The organism is Shewanella sp. YLB-07 (assembly GCF_009377275.1).
Map to the genome: position 1 here is coordinate 73,614 of NZ_VOQB01000001.1, position 22,864 is coordinate 96,477.

Below are 22,864 nucleotides of genomic sequence, written 5' to 3' on the forward strand. Positions count from 1 at the left end.
TTGGCCCTAAGTTTGCCTTTGCCCACATCAAATGTTTGCCTTTGCCCACATCAAATGTTTGCCTTGAAGATGGCAGGGGGATGTCATGATTAGTGAATTTTTTATCAACAGACCAAAGTTTGCCTTCGTCATTTCGACGGTACTGACACTTGTTGGCCTGATCTCTATTCCGATCTTGTCTGTGTCAGAATTTCCTGAGATAGCACCACCTCAGATTAATGTGTCGACCAGTTATTCCGGTGCTAGCGCCAATATCGTCAGAGACACCATAGCTCAGCCATTGGAAGCGGAAGTGAACGGCGTCGAAGACATGCTCTATATGGAGTCTAAGAGCGCCAACGATGGTAGCTACTCCTTGAGTGTGACATTCGATGTGGGTACCGATGCCGACATGGCTCAGGTGAAAGTACAGAACCGAGTGCAGCAGGCCATGCCTAGGCTACCTGCTGAGGTTCAGCGCCAGGGCGTAAAGGTTGAGAAACAGAGCCCGAATATCTTGATGGTGGTGAATCTGGTGTCCCCCAATGAGACGTTCGATTCTCTGTTTATCACCAACTATGCCGGACTCAATATTACCGACTCTTTAGCGCGTCAAAATGGTGTGTCTAAAGTTCAGGTGATCGGAGCGCTGGACTACGCCATTCGTATCTGGCTGAACCCGGATAAGATGGCCAGTCTTGGGGTAACGGCATCGGACGTCATAGCCTCACTACAGGAGCAAAACATTCAGGTAGCGGCGGGTCGTATCGGCGCCGCCCCAGTGGATCCGGAGCAGCAGTTCCAATACACATTGCAAACCAAGGGACGTTTGAAGGATCCCCAAGAATTTCGTGAGGTGATGATCCGCGCCAACAATGATGGATCTAAAGTTATCGTCGGTGATGTAGCTCGTGTTGAGCTTGGTTCTCAGACTTATGATGCCCAAGGCCGACTGAACAATAAACCTTCTGCCATCATTGCCGTCTATCAATCACCCGATGCGAATGCATTAGAGGTTGGTGCGGCAATTAAGGCCGAGATGGACAAATTGTCGAAGCAGTTTCCTAGAGACCTGGAATATGAAGTTCTCTATGACACCACAGAGTTTGTCGAAACTTCGATCAAGGAGGTAGTGCAAACGCTGTTTATCTCCATTGCACTCGTGGTCTTAGTGGTGTTTATCTTTCTGCAGGATGTACGCTCGACTCTGGTACCTGCTATCGCGATCCCAGTGTCTCTTATCGGCACATTTGCCTTCTTGCTGGTTTTTGGCATGAGCATCAATACGGTATCTCTGTTCGCCCTGATCTTGGCTATCGGTATTGTGGTCGATGATGCGATTGTGGTGGTGGAGAACGTCACTCGCTTGATGGAAGATGAGGGATTGTCACCGAAAGAAGCGACATCTAAAGCGATGAAAGAGGTCACAGGGCCTATTATTGCGACCACCTTAGTATTACTGGCGGTGTTTGCCCCTACGGCTGTGATGCCTGGGATCACGGGTCAGATGTACGCCCAGTTCTCTGTGACTATATGTATCTCGGTACTTATTTCATCGATCAATGCCCTGACATTAAGCCCGGCTCTGTGTGCTTCCCTTCTTAGACGGCCAAAGAAGCATACTAAAGGCTTTCATGCCACCTTCAATAAACATTTTGAGCGTGTGACTGGCAAGTACATGAAGTTGGTTTCATCCCTGACTCGTAAGCTTTCCTTAGTCTTAGTTGTGTATGTAGGCCTGCTCGCCGTAACGGGAGGCGTAGCTAATATCTTGCCTTCAGGTTTCGTGCCAATGGAAGATAAGAAGGCCTTCATGGTGGATATTCAGCTACCGGATGGTGCGTCACTTAACCGTACCGAAGAGGTGATGAGAGACCTTGTTGAATTAACATTAGCCGAGCCTGGGGTCGAGAATGTGATCCATGCCAGTGGTTTTAGTATCCTATCCGGTTCGGTTGCCTCCAATGGTGGTTTGATGATCGTGACACTTTCCAGCTGGGAGGAGCGAGATACTCCCGACATGGTGGAAGCGGCGATAGTGACCAAGTTGCAGGCCAAGTATGCGGCTAATCCTTCGGTGAAAGCCATGGCATTCTCATTGCCACCAATTCCTGGTGTGGGTAGTGTCGGTGGTTTCGAATTTGTGTTGCAGGATACTCAGGGACGAACGCCTCAGGAGCTAGCTTCTGTGATGCGAGCCTTGATCATGAAAGCCAATGAACAGCCTGAAATTGCCATGTCATTCAGTAATTTCCGTGCCGATGTGCCGCAGATGTATGTGGATGTAGACAGAGACAAGGCCAAGGCGTTAGGTATCTCCCTTAACGAAATTTTCTCAACCATGCAGACCATGCTGGGTTCCATGTACGTCAACGATTTCAACCGTTACGGCAAGGTATTTAGGGTGATCTTGCAGGCCGAAGGAGAATTTCGTAATTCTGATCAAGATATCTCGCGTTTCTATGTCCGCTCTAACACCGGGGAGATGATCCCTCTGAGTACACTGGTGACAGTGACTCCGATATTGGGTCCTGATGTGATGACCTCATATAACATGTTTAGCTCGACCACCATCAATGGTTTCCCCGCAGCAGGTTTCAGCTCGGGTGACGCCATTACCGCCATGGAGCGTGCGGCTAATGAGACTCTGCCTACGGGTTATACCTTCGAATGGACAGGTCAGACTTACCAAGAGATCAAGGCGGGTAACTTAGCGCCCTTGATTTTTGCCCTGGCGTTGGTGTTTACCTATCTGTTCTTAGTGGCTCAGTATGAGAGCTGGACTATACCTTTCGCGGTTATTCTGGCCGTGCCAATTGCGATATTGGGGGCCTTCCTCAATATCTGGTTGATGGGCTCAGACTTGAACCTTTATGCACAGATAGGTCTGGTGCTCTTGATTGGGCTGGCGTGTAAGAATGCCATCTTGATCGTGGAGTTTGCTAAGCAGCTGCGTGAAGAGGGCAAGAGTATTCTCGAGGCAGGTGAGACGGCTGCAAAATTGAGATTCCGTGCGGTATTGATGACCGCTTTCTCCTTCTTGCTCGGGGTCTTACCTCTGATTATCGCCACAGGTGCTGGTGCGGGAAGTCGACGTGCCTTGGGTTATTCGGTATTTGGCGGTATGTTAGCGGCCACTATCGTAGGAACCCTATTAGTTCCTGTCTTTTATGTGATGATGCAAACGATGCGGGAGAAGTTTAAAGCTAAGGCTAAGGCCGAATAGGCTAAGTCTAAGTTTAAACGGCAACAAGATAAGCCAACAGGCTCGGGACTCAAATCCTGAGCCTTTTTTTGTGGGCCCGCATATGCGGTTAGGGTGATTAATTGATGATTTAGAGCTACTTTTAATAGACGGTACTAATGCCTAGGTGATGCGTATGCACATGCAAATGACCTTACAGCTGTTAGTATTTTTTGTGGTAGCGATAATATTAGGGATCTTGTTACGCAGGCTATTGAAAAATACGGCAATTCCATACTCTGTGGCCCTATTAGTCTTAGGAATGTTGATTGGCTCTGTGTTGGATTATGAAGTTCATAGCCCCTTCCTGCACGAACTTAAATCATCCTTTCTGCTTGCTAGTCAGTTAGACGCTAACCTTATCATGTTTATTTTTTTACCGGCTCTGGTATTCGAGTCGGCTTTCTCGTTAGAAGTTCATCTGTTTAAGCGTATGTTTTCCCAGATCGCCCTGTTGGCGATCCCGGGAATGGTGCTCTGCACTGGGATCACAGCCTTGTTAAGTCTCAGCGTTCTACCTTGGCACTGGTCGGTGGGAACAGCCTTGATGTTTGGTGCGATTGTCAGCGCTACGGATCCGGTTGCTGTGGTGTCCTTGCTAAAAGAGATGTGCTCAAGAGCCCGGCTGCAAACGCTGATCGAAGGGGAGTCATTACTCAATGATGGTACCGCCATCGTCTTGTTTACCTTATTTTTGGGGCTAGCGACTCAGGCACAGGCCGAGTTGAGTTTCATGCACGTGATAGGTGAATTTACTCGGGTCGTTAGTATAGGTGTGCTTATCGGTGCCGTTGTCGCGGCAATCAGCCTGATGTTTATCGGCTCCTTATTTAATGACAGCCTAATAGAGATCGCACTGACGCTGGTCTTGCCCTATCTGGTATTTTATCTGTCTGAGCATGTATTTCACGCATCGGGTGTGGTGAGTGTGGTCACACTGGCACTCATATACGCAGGCCCTGGTCGAACGCGTTTCTCCCCCGAAGTGATGGAGCACCTGCATCACTTCTGGCATACCTTATCTTATCTATTTAACACCTTGATATTTATCTTAGTGGGTCTGGTTATATCGACTCGACTCGGACTCGCCGATCTCGCTAATTGGCAATACTTAGCGGTGATCTTTGCCGGAATACTGGTCATCAGGACCATGGTGATCGTCGGTTTTATGCCGATCTTAGCCAGAATAGGCATAGGTTTGACCAAGGAGAAATCAATCGTCTTGATATGGGGGGGCTTGCGGGGGGCTGTTTCATTAGCATTAGCCTTAATCGTGGCGACGAATGAATCTTTAGACATTCAGCTACGGGATCAGGTGCTGTTTCTCACAGCGGGTATAGTGGTCCTCACCATAGTGGTCAACGGCTCGAGTATGCGTTTTGTGATGGCAAAACTTGGGCTGGACAAGCTGCCGAAGGCCAAGCAGAAGACCTTTGCTAAGGTGCAGCATAAGATCTCCGATGAAATAGCCAAGGTAAGGGAGAGCCTTAAACAAGATGAACATCTGAAGGCGGTTAATTGGTCGATGGTCGATCGCAATATTATCACCGTAGCGACGCCCTATAAGGAGGAAGAAAGCATAGATACTCAGGTGGAGTATCAAAGAAAGCTACTGGAATCTGAGCGACAATTTTATTGGAATCAATTTGCTAAGGGTCTCCTTAGCCAAGATGCAACCCACATCTTAATCGGCGCAATAGAGAAGGCGCTAGATGGGACGCCGCAGATTTGGCCCAGACCGTCCATTACCAAGCATTGGCATATTCCTAAATGGGCGAATCAGTGTGCAAAAATGCCGATAATAGGAGGCTATGCACGGGCCGCGAGTTACAAGCAGCATGTCATTACCTTCGAGAGTGCCAGAGGCTTGTATGAGGCGAGTGCTTATATTCTTGAACTCGCTCCTAGCTTGTCTTTAGAGGCTGTTCAGCTGGAAAAAGTATTGCAGCAAGTCAGCCTGGTTAATCAATTTGCCGATAAAACCTTAAATGATTTTCGTAAGGACTCGCCCCATCTGGTTGAGCGGGTAGAGTCCTATCTGGCCTTAAGGATATTGCTCAATACAGAACGTAAAAAGATCCAGGAGTTGACCCATGAAGGCATGATCTCGGAAGTCGATGCCGAGAAGCTTATCGAAGAGGTAGAGCTCAAGATGCATGAGAGCAAGAAACTGAATCAGCTAGTCTGAACCTTATTATTTCAGTGTATTAGCCCGTAAAAATAAGCAAGGCCCGCTCACTTAAAAAGTGAGCGGGCCTTGCAGTTTGCTGATTCTTTGCAGGGAAAAAGCTAACTTTCACCACTCTATAACAAGTGTATAAGCCTTTGCTAGAGATAAGTCACAAATTTACCATCTCGAATAATCAATCTCACCTATTTACAATGGCACTGAATGTTTATCATACGTGTCATCTTGTATCTGACCGTTTTTCGCAATAAAAAGCCCATCCGGAGATAGGCTTATAAATGACTGACTGCTTACGAGCCAATCACTCTCGCATTAGAGCGCATTGGTGAAGATCTGGCAGATCTCTGCGTGTGTTGCTTGCTTAGGGTTGGTAAAGCCACATGCATCCTTCAGAGCGTTATCAGCCAATGTTGGGATATCTTTGGCTTTGACACCCAGTTTAGTCAAATTCTCTGGGATTTTAACCGCTGTAGCCAGTGTTTTAATGGCTTCAATTGCTGCTGTCGCACCTTGCTCATCACTCATGGCTGATACATCTACGCCCATTGCCTTAGCTACGTCTTTTAGGCGCGGCGCGGCAACTTGTGCATTGTACTGTTGAACATGGGGTAGCAAGAGGGCATTACAAACCCCGTGTGGTAGATCGTAGAAGCCGCCTAGCTGGTGAGCCATGGCATGCACATAACCTAAACTGGCGTTATTGAATGCCATTCCAGCCAGGAACTGGGCATAAGCCATCTGGTCACGGGCATCGATATTTTGACCATTATCGACCGCCTCGATCAGGTTAGCCTTTATCAGTTCTATTGCCTTGATGGCGCAGGCATCTGTGATTGGGTTTGCGGCAATAGACACATAGGCTTCGATGGCGTGAGTAAGTGCATCCATACCGGTTGCCGCAGTGAGTCCAGCAGGTTTCGCCAGCATCAACTCTGGGTCATTGACAGATAAGATAGGAGTCGTGTGTTTATCCACGATTGCCATCTTAATATGACGGGCCTCATCTGTGATGATACAGAAACGTGTCATCTCACTCGCCGTGCCAGCTGTGGTATTGATGGCAACCAGTGGAAGTTGTGGCTTGGCGGACATATCCAGACCTTCGTAGTCCTTGATGCTGCCACCATTAGTCGCAACGAGGGCGATACCTTTGGCACAATCATGTGGAGAGCCACCACCGAGAGAGACGACAAAGTCACAGTCATTACTTCTGAGTAGCTCAAGACCCGCTTCGACATTGCCGCAAGTTGGGTTTGGTTGTACGCCATCGAAGATGGTTGTCACGATACCGGCGGCGCCTAACTTCTCTGCGACCTGACCGACTAAGCCAATCTCTACTAAGGGTTTATCGGTAACAATGAGTGCGCGTTGAAAACCTAAGGTCTTGATATCACCTATGGCATCGTCGACGGCATCTTTGCCTAACACATTGACAGATGGGATATAAAATTTAGCAGCCATAAAATCACCTTTATGCTCGAATGTTAAAAGTTGTTATCATTTCTGGTTACCAAATTACCAATCTTAAACAGGGAAAGGTGTGATCTGACTCTAAAAAGTGGATTAGACAGGGGAAGGAGTGTTACAAACTTAGATCTGGGCAACTAAATCTGTAAATTTATGACAAAGGTGGTGAATTAGTCTGTCTGTGATTACATCGATAAAGGAGAAAGGCTTACACGGTGAACTTATTGAGCAGCAACTGCCGCTGTTTTACTTCTTCGATAAGTTGAATATTAGACTCTATCTGGTTCTCTGAGAACTTTTCCCGCTAAGCCAGTTGCTTATCCCTGCCGCGAGTAAAGAAGCATTATCTTCGATAGAGGCTTGGGTTTTTCCTCTAAGGTGTTCTTACACGGCGATATCGGTAGATATTGAAAGTAAGGAAACTAGGATCAAGATGACGACGCCAGAGGCAACAGAAAATGTTGTTCTGATTTTCATTGTATCGATTCCTAGTTGAGCAGGGTGGGTGTAAACGAATATAAATAAGCTGATAACCTCTAGGTTTTATGTTCAAAAGTATAGTCTATACTTTTTCTATCGCCTGCTTACGTGGTTAGGTTTTATGCGAAGTATATTTCTGATTATCCTTATCTTAACGTTTTTCTCTGTGATCACCTCTAATGCGGTAGCTGCAGATTCAGACAGTAGCTTAGAGATGTTGAAGCAGCAAATAGAGCAACTTCAGCAACAAGTGTTAGCGCTTGAGAAGGCCCAGCAAGCCCAAGAGGCTGAAAAAGCCAAGCAAGCTAGTATGAAGCAAGTAACAAAAGTTGAAGAGGCCGAGCCTTCCACCATGCCTGAGAAGCCACTCAATAATACATTAAGTGTCTATGCCACCATGCGACCCACTCTCGGCTATTTTGATGAAGATGCTGAAACCTTCTGGGATGTTCGGGATGCACTTTCCCGTGCAGGGATAAAAGCAACCAATGAGTTTATGCCGGGTTGGACTGCAGAGTTACATGGTGAGTGGGGGATTGATATCTCCAATAATGGCGACTTTGGCACAGCCAGGAAAGCCTATGTCGCAGTCGGTGGTCCTTATGGCCGAGTCGCTGTGGGAAAACAGAGACCGCCACAATACCTGTTAATCGCCGAGTATGTGGATATTTTCAATCATGCAAATAGTCCTTTCTCTTATGATGCAGAAGGTATTTTCTTTGTCAACAATATGGTCACATATCGACTTCAAACCGGTGGATTTAGCTGGCTCGCTGCATCTCAATTTGATGGTGAAAGCGGCAGTAATGGTGCCGATCTGGTTAACCTAGGTTTAGGTTACGACCAAAGTGGCTTTCATGGTGCTGTGACCTATCTAATGCAAGATAGTATCGAGGGTAATTTCACAACGGGAGAAGATGAAGTCTGGGCGGTATCTTTAGCTCAAGATTTTAATAATGGATTATATTTAGCCGCTGCCTATCAAGATAAAAGTTACCAAAGGGATGCCATTTCTAAAGACCGTAGTGGTCACACTCTCGATGTCTCCACGGCTTATCGAATTAGCGAGCAGTTCAGAGTGAAGCTAGGCTATTTTGATTTTGACGATGGTCGAGGAGCACTGTTGAGTCAAAGGTATGATGGTTATAACACCACTCTGGAGTGGCAACCAGATGATAGCTTACGTTTTCACCTTGAGTATCTAGCCAAAGATTATGATTACCTAAATGACTTTGACTCATGGAGTATAGGTTTTAGATATGATTTTTCTAAAGACTGGCAGTTTTAACGTCTGCTTAAAATAAATAATTATCTACTCGCTATATTAAAAGTAAGCGGTTTTATGGCTAAAGTATTATTAAGTTTATATCTAGATTGTTCGACTAATGGCTAGTATTAATATATAGCGTTATCTATTAAGGGGGCGCTACTTCATATAAAATGGTTATACTCCCATCCCTCTTTTAATTATAAGCCTTATTTTTATTGGTTCTGTGTTGTAAGTGGTATTGTTTTTTGTAATGAAAAGAGTTTTCTCATCTTATTTAGGTGTGAGTTCATATATATTTAATTATAAGCTTATAGCTTAAGTAAATATAAGACTAACTTAATCCTTATTCAGTATTAGCACTGAAATTAATTTCCACCTTCGATTTTTCTTGATGCTTTACCTTGTAAGATTTTGATTTTAATTGTGTTGCTCAAGTATTTCTTCGCTGTTTAATCTTGTCCCTTCTAAATTTAAAATGTATTTTCGTAATTTTATTACAGAAATACATTGACTTGGTTTAATAATGATAATAAAAATAGCCTATGAATTTTATTTATTGGTCAATGCTCTTTATGTGTACTTTGATTCTGAATTTGTTTTTCTATTTATTGCCGGGTGATTTGTTTTTAGAGTGCTTTTTATAATATGTAAATAGTAGTTGTCTACTATTTACATATTATAAGTAGTCTACTTATGTTTAAGTTCATTTATTTTAAATAAAATCTCTCTGTCATCTGTTTGACATGAATGTACCTCATCTTGGTATTTTCTGTTGCCGTGAATGTCAATGAGTATTGGTATGTTTATTTCGTATAAGGACGACGAGTATGGGGCTGGAAAAGTTACTGTATCTGCAGGGCGTCGGTGCCGAGTTTATCAATTTCAGTGGTCAGAATATCCGTATCCCTGCTCAGGACAGGGAGGGAGTATTGAGGTGCATGCTGGATAAATTAGTTGATACTCGAGGTGAAATCGATGCAGGGTATCTGGAGCGGCGTATTCATGAACTCGATGCTAAACCATGGACCTTAGGGCTTCATGGTTTTCAGCATACCTATCTGGATGAGCCTGAGGTTAGCTTGTATCTGCCCTATGGTTATCAAGATGAATTGACGCTGAGGATCTTAAGTGAGTCGGGCTGCTTATTCAGTCTTAGCGTGCTGCCGTCCGATATGCAGATAGTCGGTGATTATCACATCGGCAAGACTCAATACTTACACTATCGCTTATCCTTGCTGAAGCTAACACCTGTCAGTTCAGAAGATGCCAAGGTGAATACAGAGCCCTGTGTCGGGTCGCAAGCTGATTCTCCTGAGATGAGGTTGGGTTTAGGCTATCACTGCGCCGAGTTAATCGCGGGGATACACAGGTATTCGGGTATCGTCATGATGGCCCCAAGACAAGCATTTAGACTCTCAGATATAGATTCAGACATAAATCCAGATAAAGACAAGGTCTCGAAGGCTCAACCTCGTCCTTGGGGGCTCAGTATTCAGCTCTACTCGCTACGCAGTGACTGTCAGTGGGGTATTGGAGATTTTGGCAATTTAACTGAAATTATCGAGTTGGTGGCCGCGCATGGGGGAGATTTTATTCAGTTGAACCCGCTGCATGCCTTAGATATCGCTGAGCCAGAACAGGTGAGCCCGTATAGTCCCAGTGACAGACGCAGAATTAATCCCCTCTATATTCATATTCAAGGTGTTCCTGAGTATGCCCAAGTAAAATCTAAGTTGCAGTCAGATGAGTTTGAGAGTCTAAGGCGCGCAATCAATATTGACAATTGGCTGGATTATCCCCAGTTGACCCAGCTTAAATATCGCGCCTTTATCCATTTGTATCAATCCTTTAGTCAGTCAAAATCTAAAAAAACATTGGTCAGGAGGCAAGCATTCGATGATTTTGTGCATAGAGAAGGGCAAGCACTGACTCAATTTGTCGAGCTTGAGTCGGCGAGAGCTGCCGATGACTTACCCAAGAATCTCAACTTCTATCGTTTCTTACAGTTTGTTGCCGAAGAGCAAGTCTGTGCCTGCCAGGCGAGTGCCAAGCAAGCTGGGATGTCATTAGGCTTGATACGGGATCTCGCCGTGGGCGCTAACCCAGAAGGGATTGAAGTCAGGCAAAACCCGTCGCAATTTTGCCTCAGTGCCAGTATCGGAGCACCAGCGGATCCATTTGCGCCTCAGGGACAAAACTGGGGCCTGTCTCCCTTAAAACCACGATCAATGAAAAAAGATAATTTTCAATATGTTATTTCCATACTTCGAGCCAACATGCGTCACTGTGGTGCATTGAGAATCGATCACGTGATGTCTTTGCTGAGAATGTGGTGGTGCCCATTGGATGAGAATAACGGGCAGGGAGCCTATGTGTATTACCCAGTCGACAGTCTTTTTGCCATTCTATGTCTGGAAAGCTGGCGAGCCAGGTGCTGCATCATAGGAGAAGATCTCGGTCTGGTTCCCCCCGAGATGGATCAGCGCCTGCGAACCTCGGGAATCTATTCCAATCAGCTGTTCTATTTTTGTAAGCACAGCAATGGTTTCATGAGTCCCAGTAAACATAAACAAGACAGTTTAATGATGCTGGCCAATCACGATGTGCCTAACTTAGCCGCGTGGTGGTCTACCAGCGATCTGCATCTAAGACGTCAACTTGAGCTTATCGATAATGATGACGCCTTGGGCGATGCGCTGAACGGCCGCGAGCTTGAGAAACAGCAGTTGCTTAGCTTGCTGATGAGTCTTGGTTGTATCGATAAAACCGCCGTCGACAGTCTGGAGTTTGAGGCGCTACTTGAGGCCTGGATCAGTGCCTCAGCCATGAGCCGTTCGGCCTTATTTAGCGTGCAGCTTAGCGATCTCATTGGCGACATACACAGCGTGAATATCCCTGGAACCTGGCATGAGTATCCCAATTGGCAGCGACGCTTGCCTATTAGCCTCTCGGCTATAAAGGAATCTCCACGAGTGAAGCTCCTGCTAGAGCAGATAAGGGCGGCGAGAAACTCAGAAGGCTAGGGAGTTTAACTATTGGTGCCTGAATGCGCAAAGCCCAGCTGGAATGTATTTACAGCAGTGTATCGGCATAACAGGTGATTAGCCTGATAAATTTTAACGTTAATGGAAGATAAATGATGACTCAAAATGCCCCTCACTTTCATCACGGCGCGGATATTGCGCTGCTTAATGGTGAATATTGCGATGTGTTTTCTCTGTTAGGCATGCATCTACTGGAAAACCCGAGCGGTACGCCGACAAAAAACACCAAAGGCAAGCAAGCCGAAGCTAAAGCCGTTCAGGTTAAAAAGCGGTTGGTGGTGCGCTGCTTATTACCTGGTGCCCTCAGTGTCGAGGTGCTTAGCCTTAAGGACGGACGTAAGCTTGCCAGCTTAGAACGGGTCAATGAAACCGGTCTGTTTGCCGGGGTGATAGGGCGAAGGGTGAAACCTTTCCTCTATAAATTACGGGTCGAATATCCCTTGAGCGTCGAAGAGATCATCGACCCCTATCAGTTTCCAAGCTTGTTAAATCGAGACGACATTTATCTGTTTGCTGAGGGACGCTTAGAGCAGGCTTATCACCTGTTGGGGGCTAATTGGCGGCAGAGCCAGGGAGTCGATGGGGTGAATTTCTGTGTGTGGGCCCCCAATGCCAGGCGCGTGTCTGTGGTGGGAGATTTTAACCATTGGGACGGGACTCGGCATGTGATGCGTCAGCACTTGGCCAATGGCCTATGGGAGATATTCATTCCCGATGTTAATGAGAAAGCACATTATAAGTTTGAGCTGATATCTGAGTATGGCGAGTGCATAGAGAAATCGGATCCCTACGCTAAAGCCATGCAAGCTGCGCCGGGGAATGCCTCCTTGATACCCCTTAAGCAAGATTTTAACTGGCAAGATAAAGAGTGGCTAGAGTACCGTAAAGCTCAGCAATGGCACCACCAGCCAATTTCCACCTATGAGGTTCATCTCGCCTCATGGCGACGTAAGGGAGATGAGGGTGAGCTTTTTCTGAATTACCAAGATCTCATCGAGCAGCTCATTCCTTATGTTAAAGAGATGGGGTTTACCCATCTGCAGCTGATGCCTATCAGTGAATATCCCTTCGATGGCTCTTGGGGCTATCAGCCTGTGGGCTTGTACGCGCCTAGCCATAGATTCGGCGATACTTCAGGATTGAAAACATTTGTCGATGCCTGCCATAAGGCGGGCTTGGCCGTGGTACTCGACTGGGTGGCCGCACACTTTCCCAAAGACCCCCATGGTCTAATCCAGTTTGATGGCACTAGCCTGTATGAGCATCAAGATCCCAGGCGGGGGGAGCATCCTGACTGGGATACCTTGATCTATAATTACGGCCGCGGCGAAGTGCAAAGCTACCTGCTGAGCAATGCTTGCTATTGGCTCGATGAGTTTCATTTCGATGGCCTGCGTATCGATGCCGTTTCCTCCATGTTATATCTCGATTACAGCCGTGAGCCGGGGCAGTGGCTCCCCAATGCTGAGGGAGGGCGGGAAAACCTAGAGGCCATTAGCTTTCTGCAGAGCCTTAACCAGCGTCTATACCAGGCATTTCCGGGGATCGTCATGATCGCCGAAGAGTCTACCGCTTGGCCTGGAGTGACGAAACGGGTCGATGAGTCTGGCTTAGGTTTTGGCTTCAAGTGGAACATGGGCTGGATGAACGATAGCCTGCGCTATCTGGGCCGGGATCCAATCCACAGGAGTCATCATCATAACGAGCTGACCTTTAGCTTGATGTACTGTTTCAGTGAGCAATTTATCTTGTCCTTGAGCCACGATGAGGTGGTTCATGGCAAGGGATCATTGCTACATAAGGTGCCAGGTGATGACTGGCAGAAGTTTGCCAGCCTACGGGCATATTTCGGCTTCATGTGGGGGCACCCGGGTAAGAAGCTCCTATTTATGGGCAATGAGTTTGGCCAAAGAGACGAGTGGAGTCATGAGCGAAGTTTAGATTGGCATCTGCTGCAGTATGCCCCGCATCAAGGGCTGCAGGCCTGGGTGAAAGACCTTAATCACCTGTACCTCAGTCAGCCCTCACTTTACAGCCAAGACACCCTGGCAGATAAATTTCAATGGCTCGATTGCGATAATCACCAGGCTAGCGTGTTTAGCTTTATCCGCTATGGCGAGTCCGCAGACGAGCACTTGATATTTGTCATCAATATGACGCCTCAAGTTCACCATGGCTTTCGCATCGGCTTGCCATTGGGCACCGAGTATCGAGAGCTGCTCAATAGCGATAGTGAGTATTATGGTGGCAGTGGGGTGGGTAATACTGGGGTGATATTAGCCGAGAATATGCCTTATCAGAACATGCCTCACAGCAGTCTGATCACTGTACCGCCTCTGGGATGTTTAGTCTTATCGCCATCTCATTTAACCAGTCACTCAGTCATTGATTCAGCTACTAACTTAACCACTAGCTTAACCACTAACTTAACCATAGGGTTAGAGCAGACTGGTGAGCCTGATGAAGCTAACTAACGGTAAGCCTTATCCATTAGGGGCGAGTGTCGATGATTGCGGGGTCAACTTTGCCCTGTTTTCGGCCCATGGGACTCAGGTCACTCTGTGTATATTCGACGAACATGGTCATGATGAGATCGGGCGTTTTATCTTGCCGAGAAAGTCGCAACATATCTGGCATGGGTATCTTGAAGGGGCGAGGGAAGGTCTGCTATATGGATATCGCGTCGACGGTTTGTTTCAACCGCTATCCGGGCACAGGTTTAATGCCAATAAACTCCTGCTCGACCCCTATGCAAAGCAATTGGTGGGCGAGTGCAGTGATAACCCACGCCATTACAGTTACATACTCGAAGATAGTGAACAAGATCTCTCCTTCGACACGACAGACAATGCTGCCAGTATGCCAAAGTGTCGGGTGGTAGATTATCGCCAGCTTGGACCCGTGATCCCGGTGCAAAAAAGTTATAGCCAGGAGGAGGTATCACTGTCTCTGAGGCGCAGCATCATCTATGAACTGCACGTTAAAGGCTTCACTCAGTTGCATCCGGGTATTGTCAAACATCACAGGGGGACCTTCGCCGGACTCGCCAGTCCTGAATCGATAAGCTACCTCACCAACTTAGGCATCACCTGTGTCGAGCTTATGCCAGTGCAGAGTTTCTTCGATGAGCCTTTCCTGCAACAGAAGAAATTGAGTAACTATTGGGGCTATAACAGCATAGGTTTTTTTGCCCCGCACCAGAGCTATTTGAGTGGTGATGATGTGTTTGAATTTCGTCATATGGTGACTGAATTTCATAAGGCGGGCATCGAAGTGATCTTAGATGTGGTCTATAACCACACCGCCGAGGGCAATCGTCTCGGTCCGACCTACAGTTTCAGGGGCATAGATAACCTAAGCTATTACCGTTTGAGTCCCAGTGAACCTAGGTATTACATCAATGATACCGGCTGCGGTAACACACTCAATATTGCTCACCCTAATGTACTGCGATTGGTGATGGACTCGCTGCGTTATTGGGTGGAAGTGATGGGCGTCGATGGTTTTCGTTTCGATTTAGCGACTTGTATGGGCCGTGAAACCCATGGCTTCGATACCGGGTCCGGCTTCTTCGACGCCTTAGCTCAAGATCCTGTGCTGAGCCAGATCCGCTTGATTGCTGAGCCTTGGGACATAGGTCCGGGTGGCTATCAGTTGGGACAATTCCCCATCGGCTGGAGCGAATGGAACGACAGGTATCGCGATACCATTCGTCGTTTCTGGCGTGGGGATGCTGGGATCTTGCCCGAATTTGCCAGACGTTTTCACGGCTCCAGTGATCTATTTGAACATTCTGGCAGGGCGCCTGCCGCCAGTATTAACTTCGTTACCAGCCACGATGGCTTCTCTTTGATGGATCTGGTTAGTTACAGCCTGAGACACAACGAGGCCAATGGCGAAGACAATCGCGACGGACACCAGGAAAATTTCAGCCATAACTATGGTGTTGAAGGTGTCACGGATGACCCTGATATTAATGGCCTAAGAGCAAGACAGTGCCGCAATATACTCACGACTCTGTTTCTGTCTCAAGGCGTGCCCATGTTGCTCGCCGGAGATGAAGTCGGTCACTCCCAATCTGGCAACAATAATGCCTATTGTCAGGACAGTCCCCTGAGCTGGCGGGAATGGCAACAAGACATCAGCAGTAATGCACTGCTGCAGTTTACCCGCAAGTTAATTCATCTCAGAAAACGTTTCCCTTTGCTTTGCCATCGCCAATACATACACGAGGGTGTCAATGTGGATGCACCCGGACTCGATTGGTTTTGTCGTCAAGGGGTCGTGATGACCAAAGCCTTGTGGAGTGAGACCCAGACTCGCAGTCTGAGTCTGGTGATAAGTGGTGAGCTTGAGGCGCAAAAGGGCTGTCGCCAGGCACTCCTCTTGATGCTTAACACAGACGAGAAAAGCTTGGATTTTTGTTTGCCTGAGCTTGAGAACCTGTCTCCCTGGCGCTGTCTGTTACACACTCAAGACAGTGAATTAAATCCTGAGTCTGTCTCACTTGCTACGAATTTACATTCGTTATATCGCCTACAAGATCGAAGCTTGATGCTGTTTTATGCCGAATTTAAGGAGCCTGTTCATGAGTGTTAGTACCCCTAAACGCCAAGGCGTGTCCAAAGCTAAGCCATCGGATAAGCCACTTAAGGATGAAGTTAAAGAACTCCAGCAAGATTGCGAGCCATGTAATTCCTTATCGGCTTCTTTGAGTCGTTATATGAATAATGGATTGGGTCAGGAAGAGTATGCTCAGCACGATCTGTTTCATGCCTTAGCAAGTAGCGTGAAAGAGCTGATGCTGGATAACTGGCGACAGACCCGAGCCAAAGACAGTCAATATCAGACTAAACAAGTCGCCTATCTGTCTTTGGAATTCTTAATGGGACGCGCATTAGGCAATGCCTTATTGAATCTGGAATTGACCGATGAGAGTCGTGAGGCCCTGAGTCAATATGCTGTCGACTTGGAGTCTCTGGAGAGTTTAGAGCATGATGCCGGTCTTGGGAATGGAGGTTTAGGGCGACTCGCTGCCTGTTTTCTCGATAGTTGTGCCAGCTTAGACTTAGCGGTTACCGGCTACGGGATCCGTTACGAATACGGCATGTTTGCCCAGAGAATTGTCGATGGCTATCAGATAGAGGGTCCCGACCGTTGGCTTAAAGATGGTAACCCTTGGGAAGTCAGGGTGCCCAATCATAATGTCACAGTGCCCTTCTTTGGGCACACAGAAAGTTATATCGATAAATTGGGCAGGCGGCATGTCACTTGGGTGGATACTCAAGATGTGCAGGCGGTAGCCTATGATATGCCGATACCTGGTTATCGCAATGGCCGCATTAACACCTTGAGGTTGTGGAAATCTGAAGCCACAGATGATTTTGATTTATCCGAGTTTAATCAGGGAGATTATACCGAAGCGGTTGCCAGAAAAAACTTGGCAGAACAGATCACTATGGTGCTCTATCCCAACGATGCCAGCGAGAACGGTAAGGAGCTTAGGCTTAGGCAGCAGTATTTTTTATCCTCGGCGAGTCTGCAAGACTTGCTCAATAACTGGATAAAACACAATGGCAGTGACTTCAGTGACTTTGCTAAGGCCAATGTGATGCAGCTCAATGACACGCATCCTAGTGTGGCCGTCCCTGAGTTGATGCGCTTGCTGTTGGACCATTATGCGTTGGAATGGGATCAGGCCTGGGAAATTACCACCAACTTCATGGCTTATACCAATCACACCTTGTTACCCGAGGCGTTAGAGCGTTGGCCCGTGCGTATGTTCGAGCAGATGCTCCCCAGAATTTTAGAGATCATCTATGAGATCAATGCGCGATATTTGGATCATGTGGCTCACCACTGGCCCGGAGATGGTGACATGCTGGCCAAGATGTCGATCATCGAAGAAGGCAGTGAGCCTCATGTGCGTATGGCCTATCTTGCCATCGTTGCCAGCTTCTCGGTCAATGGGGTCGCTGGCTTGCATACTCAGCTACTGACATCGGGTTTATTTAGACATTTTTATGAGCTTTGGCCGGAAAAGTTTAATAACAAGACCAATGGTGTGACGCCGAGACGTTGGTTGGCACACTGTAATCCTAGGCTGGCCGCTTTACTGACAAAACGCTTGGGGAGGCAATGGGTCGGAGATCTGCAGCACTTACATGCCCTGAGCGCTTTCACCGAGGATAAGGCACTGATTAATGAGTGGCGTGAGGTTAAGCAGGCCAATAAGCGTGAACTCAGTTTGATGATAGCCAAAGAGTGTGGCGTCGAATTTGAGCCTGAAATGATGTTCGATGTGCAGGTTAAGCGCATTCATGAATATAAGCGTCAGCTGCTCAACATACTGCATGTCATTCACTTGTATCATGAGATCCTGCAAGGTAACACAGACGCATTAGTGCCCAGGTGTGTCTTGATCGGTGGCAAGGCCGCGCCTGGATATGCCATGGCTAAGTTGTTGATCAAACTTGCCAATAATGTCGCCCACATGGTCAATTCCGATCCTCAAATCACGCCCTACCTCAGGTTTGCCTTCTTGCCAAATTACAACGTCAGTGCCATGGAGAAGATCTGTCCGGCAACGGACTTGTCCCAACAAATCTCCACCGCAGGTAAAGAAGCGTCGGGTACAGGCAACATGAAATTTATGATGAATGGCGCGCTGACTATCGGCACCTTAGACGGCGCCAATATTGAGATGCTAGAAGAGGTGGGAGAGGAGAACTTCTTTCTGTTTGGTTTAAATGCCAGCCAAGTCAGTTCACTGCAAGAAGATTACCAGCCAGAGCATTTTATTAATGAGTCCCCAGCGCTGAAGCAAGTCATGGAGCTGCTGGAGAGTGGCCATTTTAATCTACTCGAATCCGGTATTTTCGACACCATCATAGAGAGTATCAAGTCGCCAACAGATCCCTGGATGACGGCGGCGGATTTTGAATCATATCGACAGGCTCAGCAGCGGGCTGCGAGTGCCTATCGAGACCCAGATAGTTGGACAAAGATGAGCATACGCAACACAGCATGCAGTGGGCGTTTTTCGAGTGATGTCACCATTTCTGCTTACAGAGATGAAATATGGAAAGCTTAATCATGCAATACCCTAAAGTTGCAATCATTAACCCAATACAGCAAACGTTGAACGGTGAAAGCCAATTAACCCTAAGCAATGAATCTCAAGGAGCGAGTATAGATGCCTAATCCGAGTCCACGTTATATCAGTAATATAACCCGTGATACCTATGCCATTATCTTGGCCGGAGGCCGAGGTTCCCGTTTGCATGAGTTAACTGAGTGGCGCGCGAAACCTTCGCTCTATTTTGGGGGGAAGTTTAGGATCATCGATTTCCCACTATCGAACTGTATCAACTCAGGGATCCGCCGTGTGGGCGTGGTGACTCAATATAAATCTCATTCGCTCATTCGTCATGTCATGCGAGGTTGGGGCCATTTTAAGAAAGAGCTTGGCGAGTCGGTGGAGATCTTACCTGCATCTCAGCGCTTCTCGGAAAACTGGTATCAAGGCACGGCCGATGCAGTGTTTCAAAATATGGATATTATTCGTCACGAGATGCCTAAATACGTGATGATTTTATCGGGCGATCATGTCTATCGTATGGATTATGCGGGAATACTCGCCGCCCATGCAGAGTCCGGGGCGGACATGACCGTTTCCTGTTTAGAGGTGCCGGTAGCCGAGGCCGCTGGAGCCTTCGGTGTGGTACAGGTCGATGAAACCCAGCGCATCTTAGGCTTCGAAGAGAAGCCAGAAGTGCCTAAACACCTGCCGGATAATCCGGAATCTTGTCTAGCCTCCATGGGAAATTATGTCTTTAACACAGAGTTTCTGTTTGAGCAGCTCAAAAAAGATGCTCTGAATGAAAACTCTGAGCGAGATTTTGGTAAAGATATCATCCCTTCCATTATCCAAGATCATAATGTATTCGCCTATCCATTTTGCAGCGATTTTAACGACCAAAAAGCCTATTGGCGTGATGTGGGGACTCTGGATTCATTTTGGCAGGCCAATATGGAACTGTTATCCCCAACACCGCCGTTAAACCTATACGATGCAAAGTGGCCTATCTGGACCTATCAGGAGCAACTTCCGCCGGCAAAGTTTGTCTTCGATGATGATGACAGGCGAGGCATGACCTTAGATTCTATCGTATCCGGAGGTTGCATCATCTCTGGGGCAACGGTGCGCAGGAGTGTGTTATTTAATGAGGTGAGAATCTGCTCTTATTCACAAGTCGAAGGCGCGGTGATTCTGCCCGATGTAGTGGTGCAGCGACATTGTAAAATTAAGAATGCCATTCTCGATCGTGGTTGCATCATTCCCGAAGGCACTGTGATTGGTTATGACCATGTTCATGACAGAAAAAGAGGCTTTAGGGTCTCGGAGAAGGGCGTGGTGTTAGTGACAAGAGACATGTTGGGACTGCCATTAGGCTATGAGTGAATCTCTGTACTTGATTCTGCACTTTATTTTGCGCTTTATTTCGTAGTGGATAAGGAAAGAACATTGAAAAGAGTATTGATGTTAGCCGCCGAGAACGGCTCGATACCAAGGGCTAAAGTGGGGGGAATGGCGGATGTTATCCGCGATCTCCCGGCCGCTTTGGCGGAGCAAGGTGTGATGACCGATGTGATTATGCCAAGTTATGGCTTTCTCGCTGGCTCAGTTAACGCCACTAAGCTTGCTGAATTTAGTGTGACTTTTGGCGGTGCCAGGCAGAGTGTCGCTCTGTTAAGTACTCCTCATCCGGAAGTTGAGGGCGCGGTGATCTATTTCATCGACGCTCAAGATGGCGTGTTTAGCGGGAAAGCTCAGGAGATCTATAGCCAAGGTAGTGACGAGCGGCCCTTCGCCGAGGATGCCAATAAGTTTGCCCTGTTTTGCCTCTGTGTGGCGACGGCGATCAACGAGCACTTGTTACCCTGGCCGAAGCTGATACATCTCCATGACTGGCACAGCGCCATGTTTTCCCTCTTGAGCCAATACGATGAAGATTTCCAAAAGCTTTCGGCTATTCCCTGTGTCTATACCATACACAATCTGGCCATACAGGGGATACGCCCACTCAGAGGTGACAGCTCTTCCTTGAGTGCCTGGTTTCCGAACCTACTGGAAAAGTTATCTCCTGAGCAGCTTAGAGCTGTGATAGACCCCCGCTATCCCCATTGTATCAACCCCATGAGAGTCGGAATTAATCTGTGCGCTAAGGTTCACCTGGTTTCACCGACTTACGCCGATGAAGTGCTGAAACCCTCAGATCATGGCGCTGGTTTTTTTGGTGGCGAAGGACTGGAGGCAGATCTGCAGCGTAAACAAGACTCGGGTGCGCTGGTGGGGATATTAAATGCCTGTGTCTACGATGAGCTTGCCGATGAAGCGAGTGTTAAGGAGAGTCTTGGGAGTGCCAAAGCCAGTGTCAGGGATAAGCTCAGAGACAAGGGCGTCAGGGGTACGGCTGCTAAGAATAGAGCGAACACTCAGGAGTTAGGCAATAAACCGGATCACCCCAGGGCTGTGCAGGGTATAGTCGAACAAGATGATACCTGGCTCGGGCTGTTGGAACTGATGGAGTCGGCGCTGTTGTGCTGGCAGGGTGATAAACAGTGGGTTGCCTGTTGTGATCAGATAGCCCTGACGCGAATTGCAGGATTGTGGCGACGTGTCTGGCTATCTAAAGATACACAATTATCTAAGCTGCAATCGGCAGACAAGCCGTCGATGAATAAGCACATAGGCCCAAATATGCTAGTGACTTCGGTCGGTCGACTGACGGATCAGAAGGTGCTTATCTTGCGTCAGAGAGTCGTGCTCGCTAATGGCCAGCGAGTCTCAGTGCTCGAGTCTATATTACAGGCTTTGGCTCAGACTCATCCCGAGGGGGTATTCATACTGCTGGGCAGCGGCGACGCTAAAATCGCCCGAGAATTCAGTGCCATTGCAGCCGGATATGCTAACTTCATATTCCTTAATGGCTATGATGAGGCCGTTTCGGATGCCCTGTATCGAAACGGCGATCTCTTTATGATGCCAAGCTCTTTCGAGCCTTGTGGGATAAGTCAGATGCTCGCGATGAAGGCGGGACAAATTTGTTTGGTTCACGGAGTGGGTGGCCTGCGCGATACTGTGGCCGATAATGAAACCGGCTATCTGTTTTTTGGTGATAGCCTAGCGGGGCAAGCTGAGAGTCTGTTGGGGCGTTTTTCCGATGCCCTCGGGGAATATAACAGTGAAAAGTGGCAGAGTATGGAACGCTTAGCCAGTCAACAGAGATTCGATTGGGCAAGCTCAGCGCTAAAGTATAGGCAAGATCTCTATGAGTTTTAAATCATCGTCTTAGGTATCTGATTTAGCATTGAACTAAATGGCTAAATCAGCTACCGACATCAGCATCGAAGTCATCAGGCATCTGCTAATGACTCGATGATGCTCAAACCTAATGTATATTTTGATGGCTGAATCTTAAGTGTTTGGCATCTTTGATCAGTTTGACGAAATCTTTTCGGCTTATGTGCACTAAGCTGCTATGGTCTCCAGCCTCAAAATAGACTTCTTTGGCATCCACTAACAGATCGTCATAAACCGCTTCTAAATTGTAGGCGCCTCCAAAGGGGGGAATAGCCCCATTCTCACAGTCATTAAACATCTGATAGACAGCCTGCTCCTTCATCAGGTGTAGGTCTCGATTGAGTTTGTCCCCCAGTGCCCCCAAGCTGATTTTATGGTTAGCGGGTAACACTGCCATCATCTTACGTCCTTCATGATCTTCTAAGATCACCGCCTTTGCCAGCTGGGATGGTGAGACCTGCGCCGCTATGGCCGAGCTCAGGGAATTAAAGCTATGGGGATGAGAGACAAGCTCATAGTTCACTTCATTATCCTGCAGATACTCATTTAACCGGGTAGAAATAGCCATGGTGTTACCTCTCGAAGCCAATATGGCGTTAGTAGTAATTATAGTCCAGAGGCTTAAAGTTAGGTTCGAACGAACTCAAATCGCTCAATAATATGTACTGAACATTGAGTCATATAATTAACCTTCGTAAGATAGGTTACTACATGACGTATTTATCTGATTTATAATCCTTATTTTATTTTTATTCAATTCTTATTCAAATATCCCTCAAGCTTTAACATGATTAATATTCATCTACCCTTGATTATTGCATGCAAT

Annotated in this window: 11 protein-coding genes; 9 read left to right on the forward strand and 2 right to left on the reverse strand. The window is 47.3% G+C overall.

Going from position 1 to position 22,864, the window contains the following annotated elements:
- The first annotated feature begins 85 nt into the window (after nucleotides 1–85).
- Both FS373_RS00360 and FS373_RS00365 read left to right on the forward strand, forming a co-directional pair.
- The gene (locus FS373_RS00360; RefSeq protein WP_144047618.1) at nucleotides 86–3,205 is read left to right on the forward strand and encodes an efflux RND transporter permease subunit; all 3,120 of its coding nucleotides are present in this window, start codon (nucleotides 86–88) and stop codon (nucleotides 3,203–3,205) included.
- Nucleotides 3,206–3,359: 154 nt separating this feature from the next.
- Nucleotides 3,360–5,411: a cation:proton antiporter gene (locus FS373_RS00365; protein WP_152828836.1), complete on the forward strand. Its 2,052-nt coding sequence runs from the start codon at nucleotides 3,360–3,362 to the stop codon at nucleotides 5,409–5,411.
- Between the two features lie 312 nt (nucleotides 5,412–5,723).
- On the opposite strand, the gene yiaY is transcribed toward FS373_RS00365, so the two are convergent.
- Entirely contained in the window at nucleotides 5,724–6,872 is a 1,149-nt protein-coding gene (gene yiaY / locus FS373_RS00370) for an L-threonine dehydrogenase (protein ID WP_144047617.1), read from the reverse strand.
- Between the two features lie 607 nt (nucleotides 6,873–7,479).
- Here yiaY and FS373_RS00375 point away from each other — a divergent pair.
- The 7 genes from FS373_RS00375 (at nucleotide 7,480) to FS373_RS00405 (ending at nucleotide 22,017) form a co-directional block, all read left to right on the forward strand.
- A complete protein-coding gene (locus FS373_RS00375) occupies nucleotides 7,480–8,646 on the forward strand; it encodes a porin (RefSeq protein WP_144047616.1) in 1,167 nt (388 codons plus the stop codon).
- 809 nt (nucleotides 8,647–9,455) lie between these two features.
- On the forward strand, nucleotides 9,456–11,651 hold the full coding sequence (malQ, locus tag FS373_RS00380; protein ID WP_152828837.1) for a 4-alpha-glucanotransferase: 2,196 nt from the start codon (nucleotides 9,456–9,458) through the stop codon (nucleotides 11,649–11,651).
- 113 nt (nucleotides 11,652–11,764) lie between these two features.
- Nucleotides 11,765–14,146, forward strand: coding sequence for a 1,4-alpha-glucan branching protein GlgB (gene glgB, locus FS373_RS00385; RefSeq protein WP_152828838.1), 2,382 nt, complete (start codon nucleotides 11,765–11,767; stop codon nucleotides 14,144–14,146).
- On the forward strand, nucleotides 14,133–16,271 hold the full coding sequence (glgX, locus tag FS373_RS00390; RefSeq protein ID WP_152828839.1) for a glycogen debranching protein GlgX: 2,139 nt from the start codon (nucleotides 14,133–14,135) through the stop codon (nucleotides 16,269–16,271). Before glgB ends, glgX begins: the two co-directional genes overlap by 14 nt.
- The gene (locus tag FS373_RS00395) at nucleotides 16,261–18,765 is read left to right on the forward strand and encodes a glycogen/starch/alpha-glucan phosphorylase (protein WP_152828840.1); all 2,505 of its coding nucleotides are present in this window, start codon (nucleotides 16,261–16,263) and stop codon (nucleotides 18,763–18,765) included. Before glgX ends, FS373_RS00395 begins: the two co-directional genes overlap by 11 nt.
- 102 nt (nucleotides 18,766–18,867) lie before the next feature.
- Complete coding sequence (gene glgC, locus FS373_RS00400) at nucleotides 18,868–20,136, forward strand: glucose-1-phosphate adenylyltransferase (protein ID WP_144047613.1); 1,269 nt, start codon at nucleotides 18,868–18,870, stop codon at nucleotides 20,134–20,136.
- 63 nt (nucleotides 20,137–20,199) lie between these two features.
- The gene (locus FS373_RS00405; RefSeq protein WP_227992486.1) at nucleotides 20,200–22,017 is read left to right on the forward strand and encodes a glycogen synthase; all 1,818 of its coding nucleotides are present in this window, start codon (nucleotides 20,200–20,202) and stop codon (nucleotides 22,015–22,017) included.
- A gap of 109 nt (nucleotides 22,018–22,126) precedes the next feature.
- Here the strand turns inward: FS373_RS00405 and FS373_RS00410 are convergent, their stop codons facing one another.
- A complete protein-coding gene (locus tag FS373_RS00410; RefSeq protein WP_152828841.1) occupies nucleotides 22,127–22,606 on the reverse strand; it encodes an aminoacyl-tRNA deacylase in 480 nt (159 codons plus the stop codon).
- Between the last annotated feature and the right edge of the window lie 258 nt (nucleotides 22,607–22,864).

Coding starts and splice junctions, on each gene's coding strand:
- FS373_RS00360 (WP_144047618.1), top strand. CDS start 86: ATGATTAGTGAATTTTTTATCAACAGACCAAAGTTTGCCTTCGTCATT.
- FS373_RS00365 (WP_152828836.1), top strand. CDS start 3,360: ATGCACATGCAAATGACCTTACAGCTGTTAGTATTTTTTGTGGTAGCG.
- yiaY (WP_144047617.1), bottom strand. CDS start 6,872: ATGGCTGCTAAATTTTATATCCCATCTGTCAATGTGTTAGGCAAAGAT.
- FS373_RS00375 (WP_144047616.1), top strand. CDS start 7,480: ATGCGAAGTATATTTCTGATTATCCTTATCTTAACGTTTTTCTCTGTG.
- malQ (WP_152828837.1), top strand. CDS start 9,456: ATGGGGCTGGAAAAGTTACTGTATCTGCAGGGCGTCGGTGCCGAGTTT.
- glgB (WP_152828838.1), top strand. CDS start 11,765: ATGATGACTCAAAATGCCCCTCACTTTCATCACGGCGCGGATATTGCG.
- glgX (WP_152828839.1), top strand. CDS start 14,133: ATGAAGCTAACTAACGGTAAGCCTTATCCATTAGGGGCGAGTGTCGAT.
- FS373_RS00395 (WP_152828840.1), top strand. CDS start 16,261: ATGAGTGTTAGTACCCCTAAACGCCAAGGCGTGTCCAAAGCTAAGCCA.
- glgC (WP_144047613.1), top strand. CDS start 18,868: ATGCCTAATCCGAGTCCACGTTATATCAGTAATATAACCCGTGATACC.
- FS373_RS00410 (WP_152828841.1), bottom strand. CDS start 22,606: ATGGCTATTTCTACCCGGTTAAATGAGTATCTGCAGGATAATGAAGTG.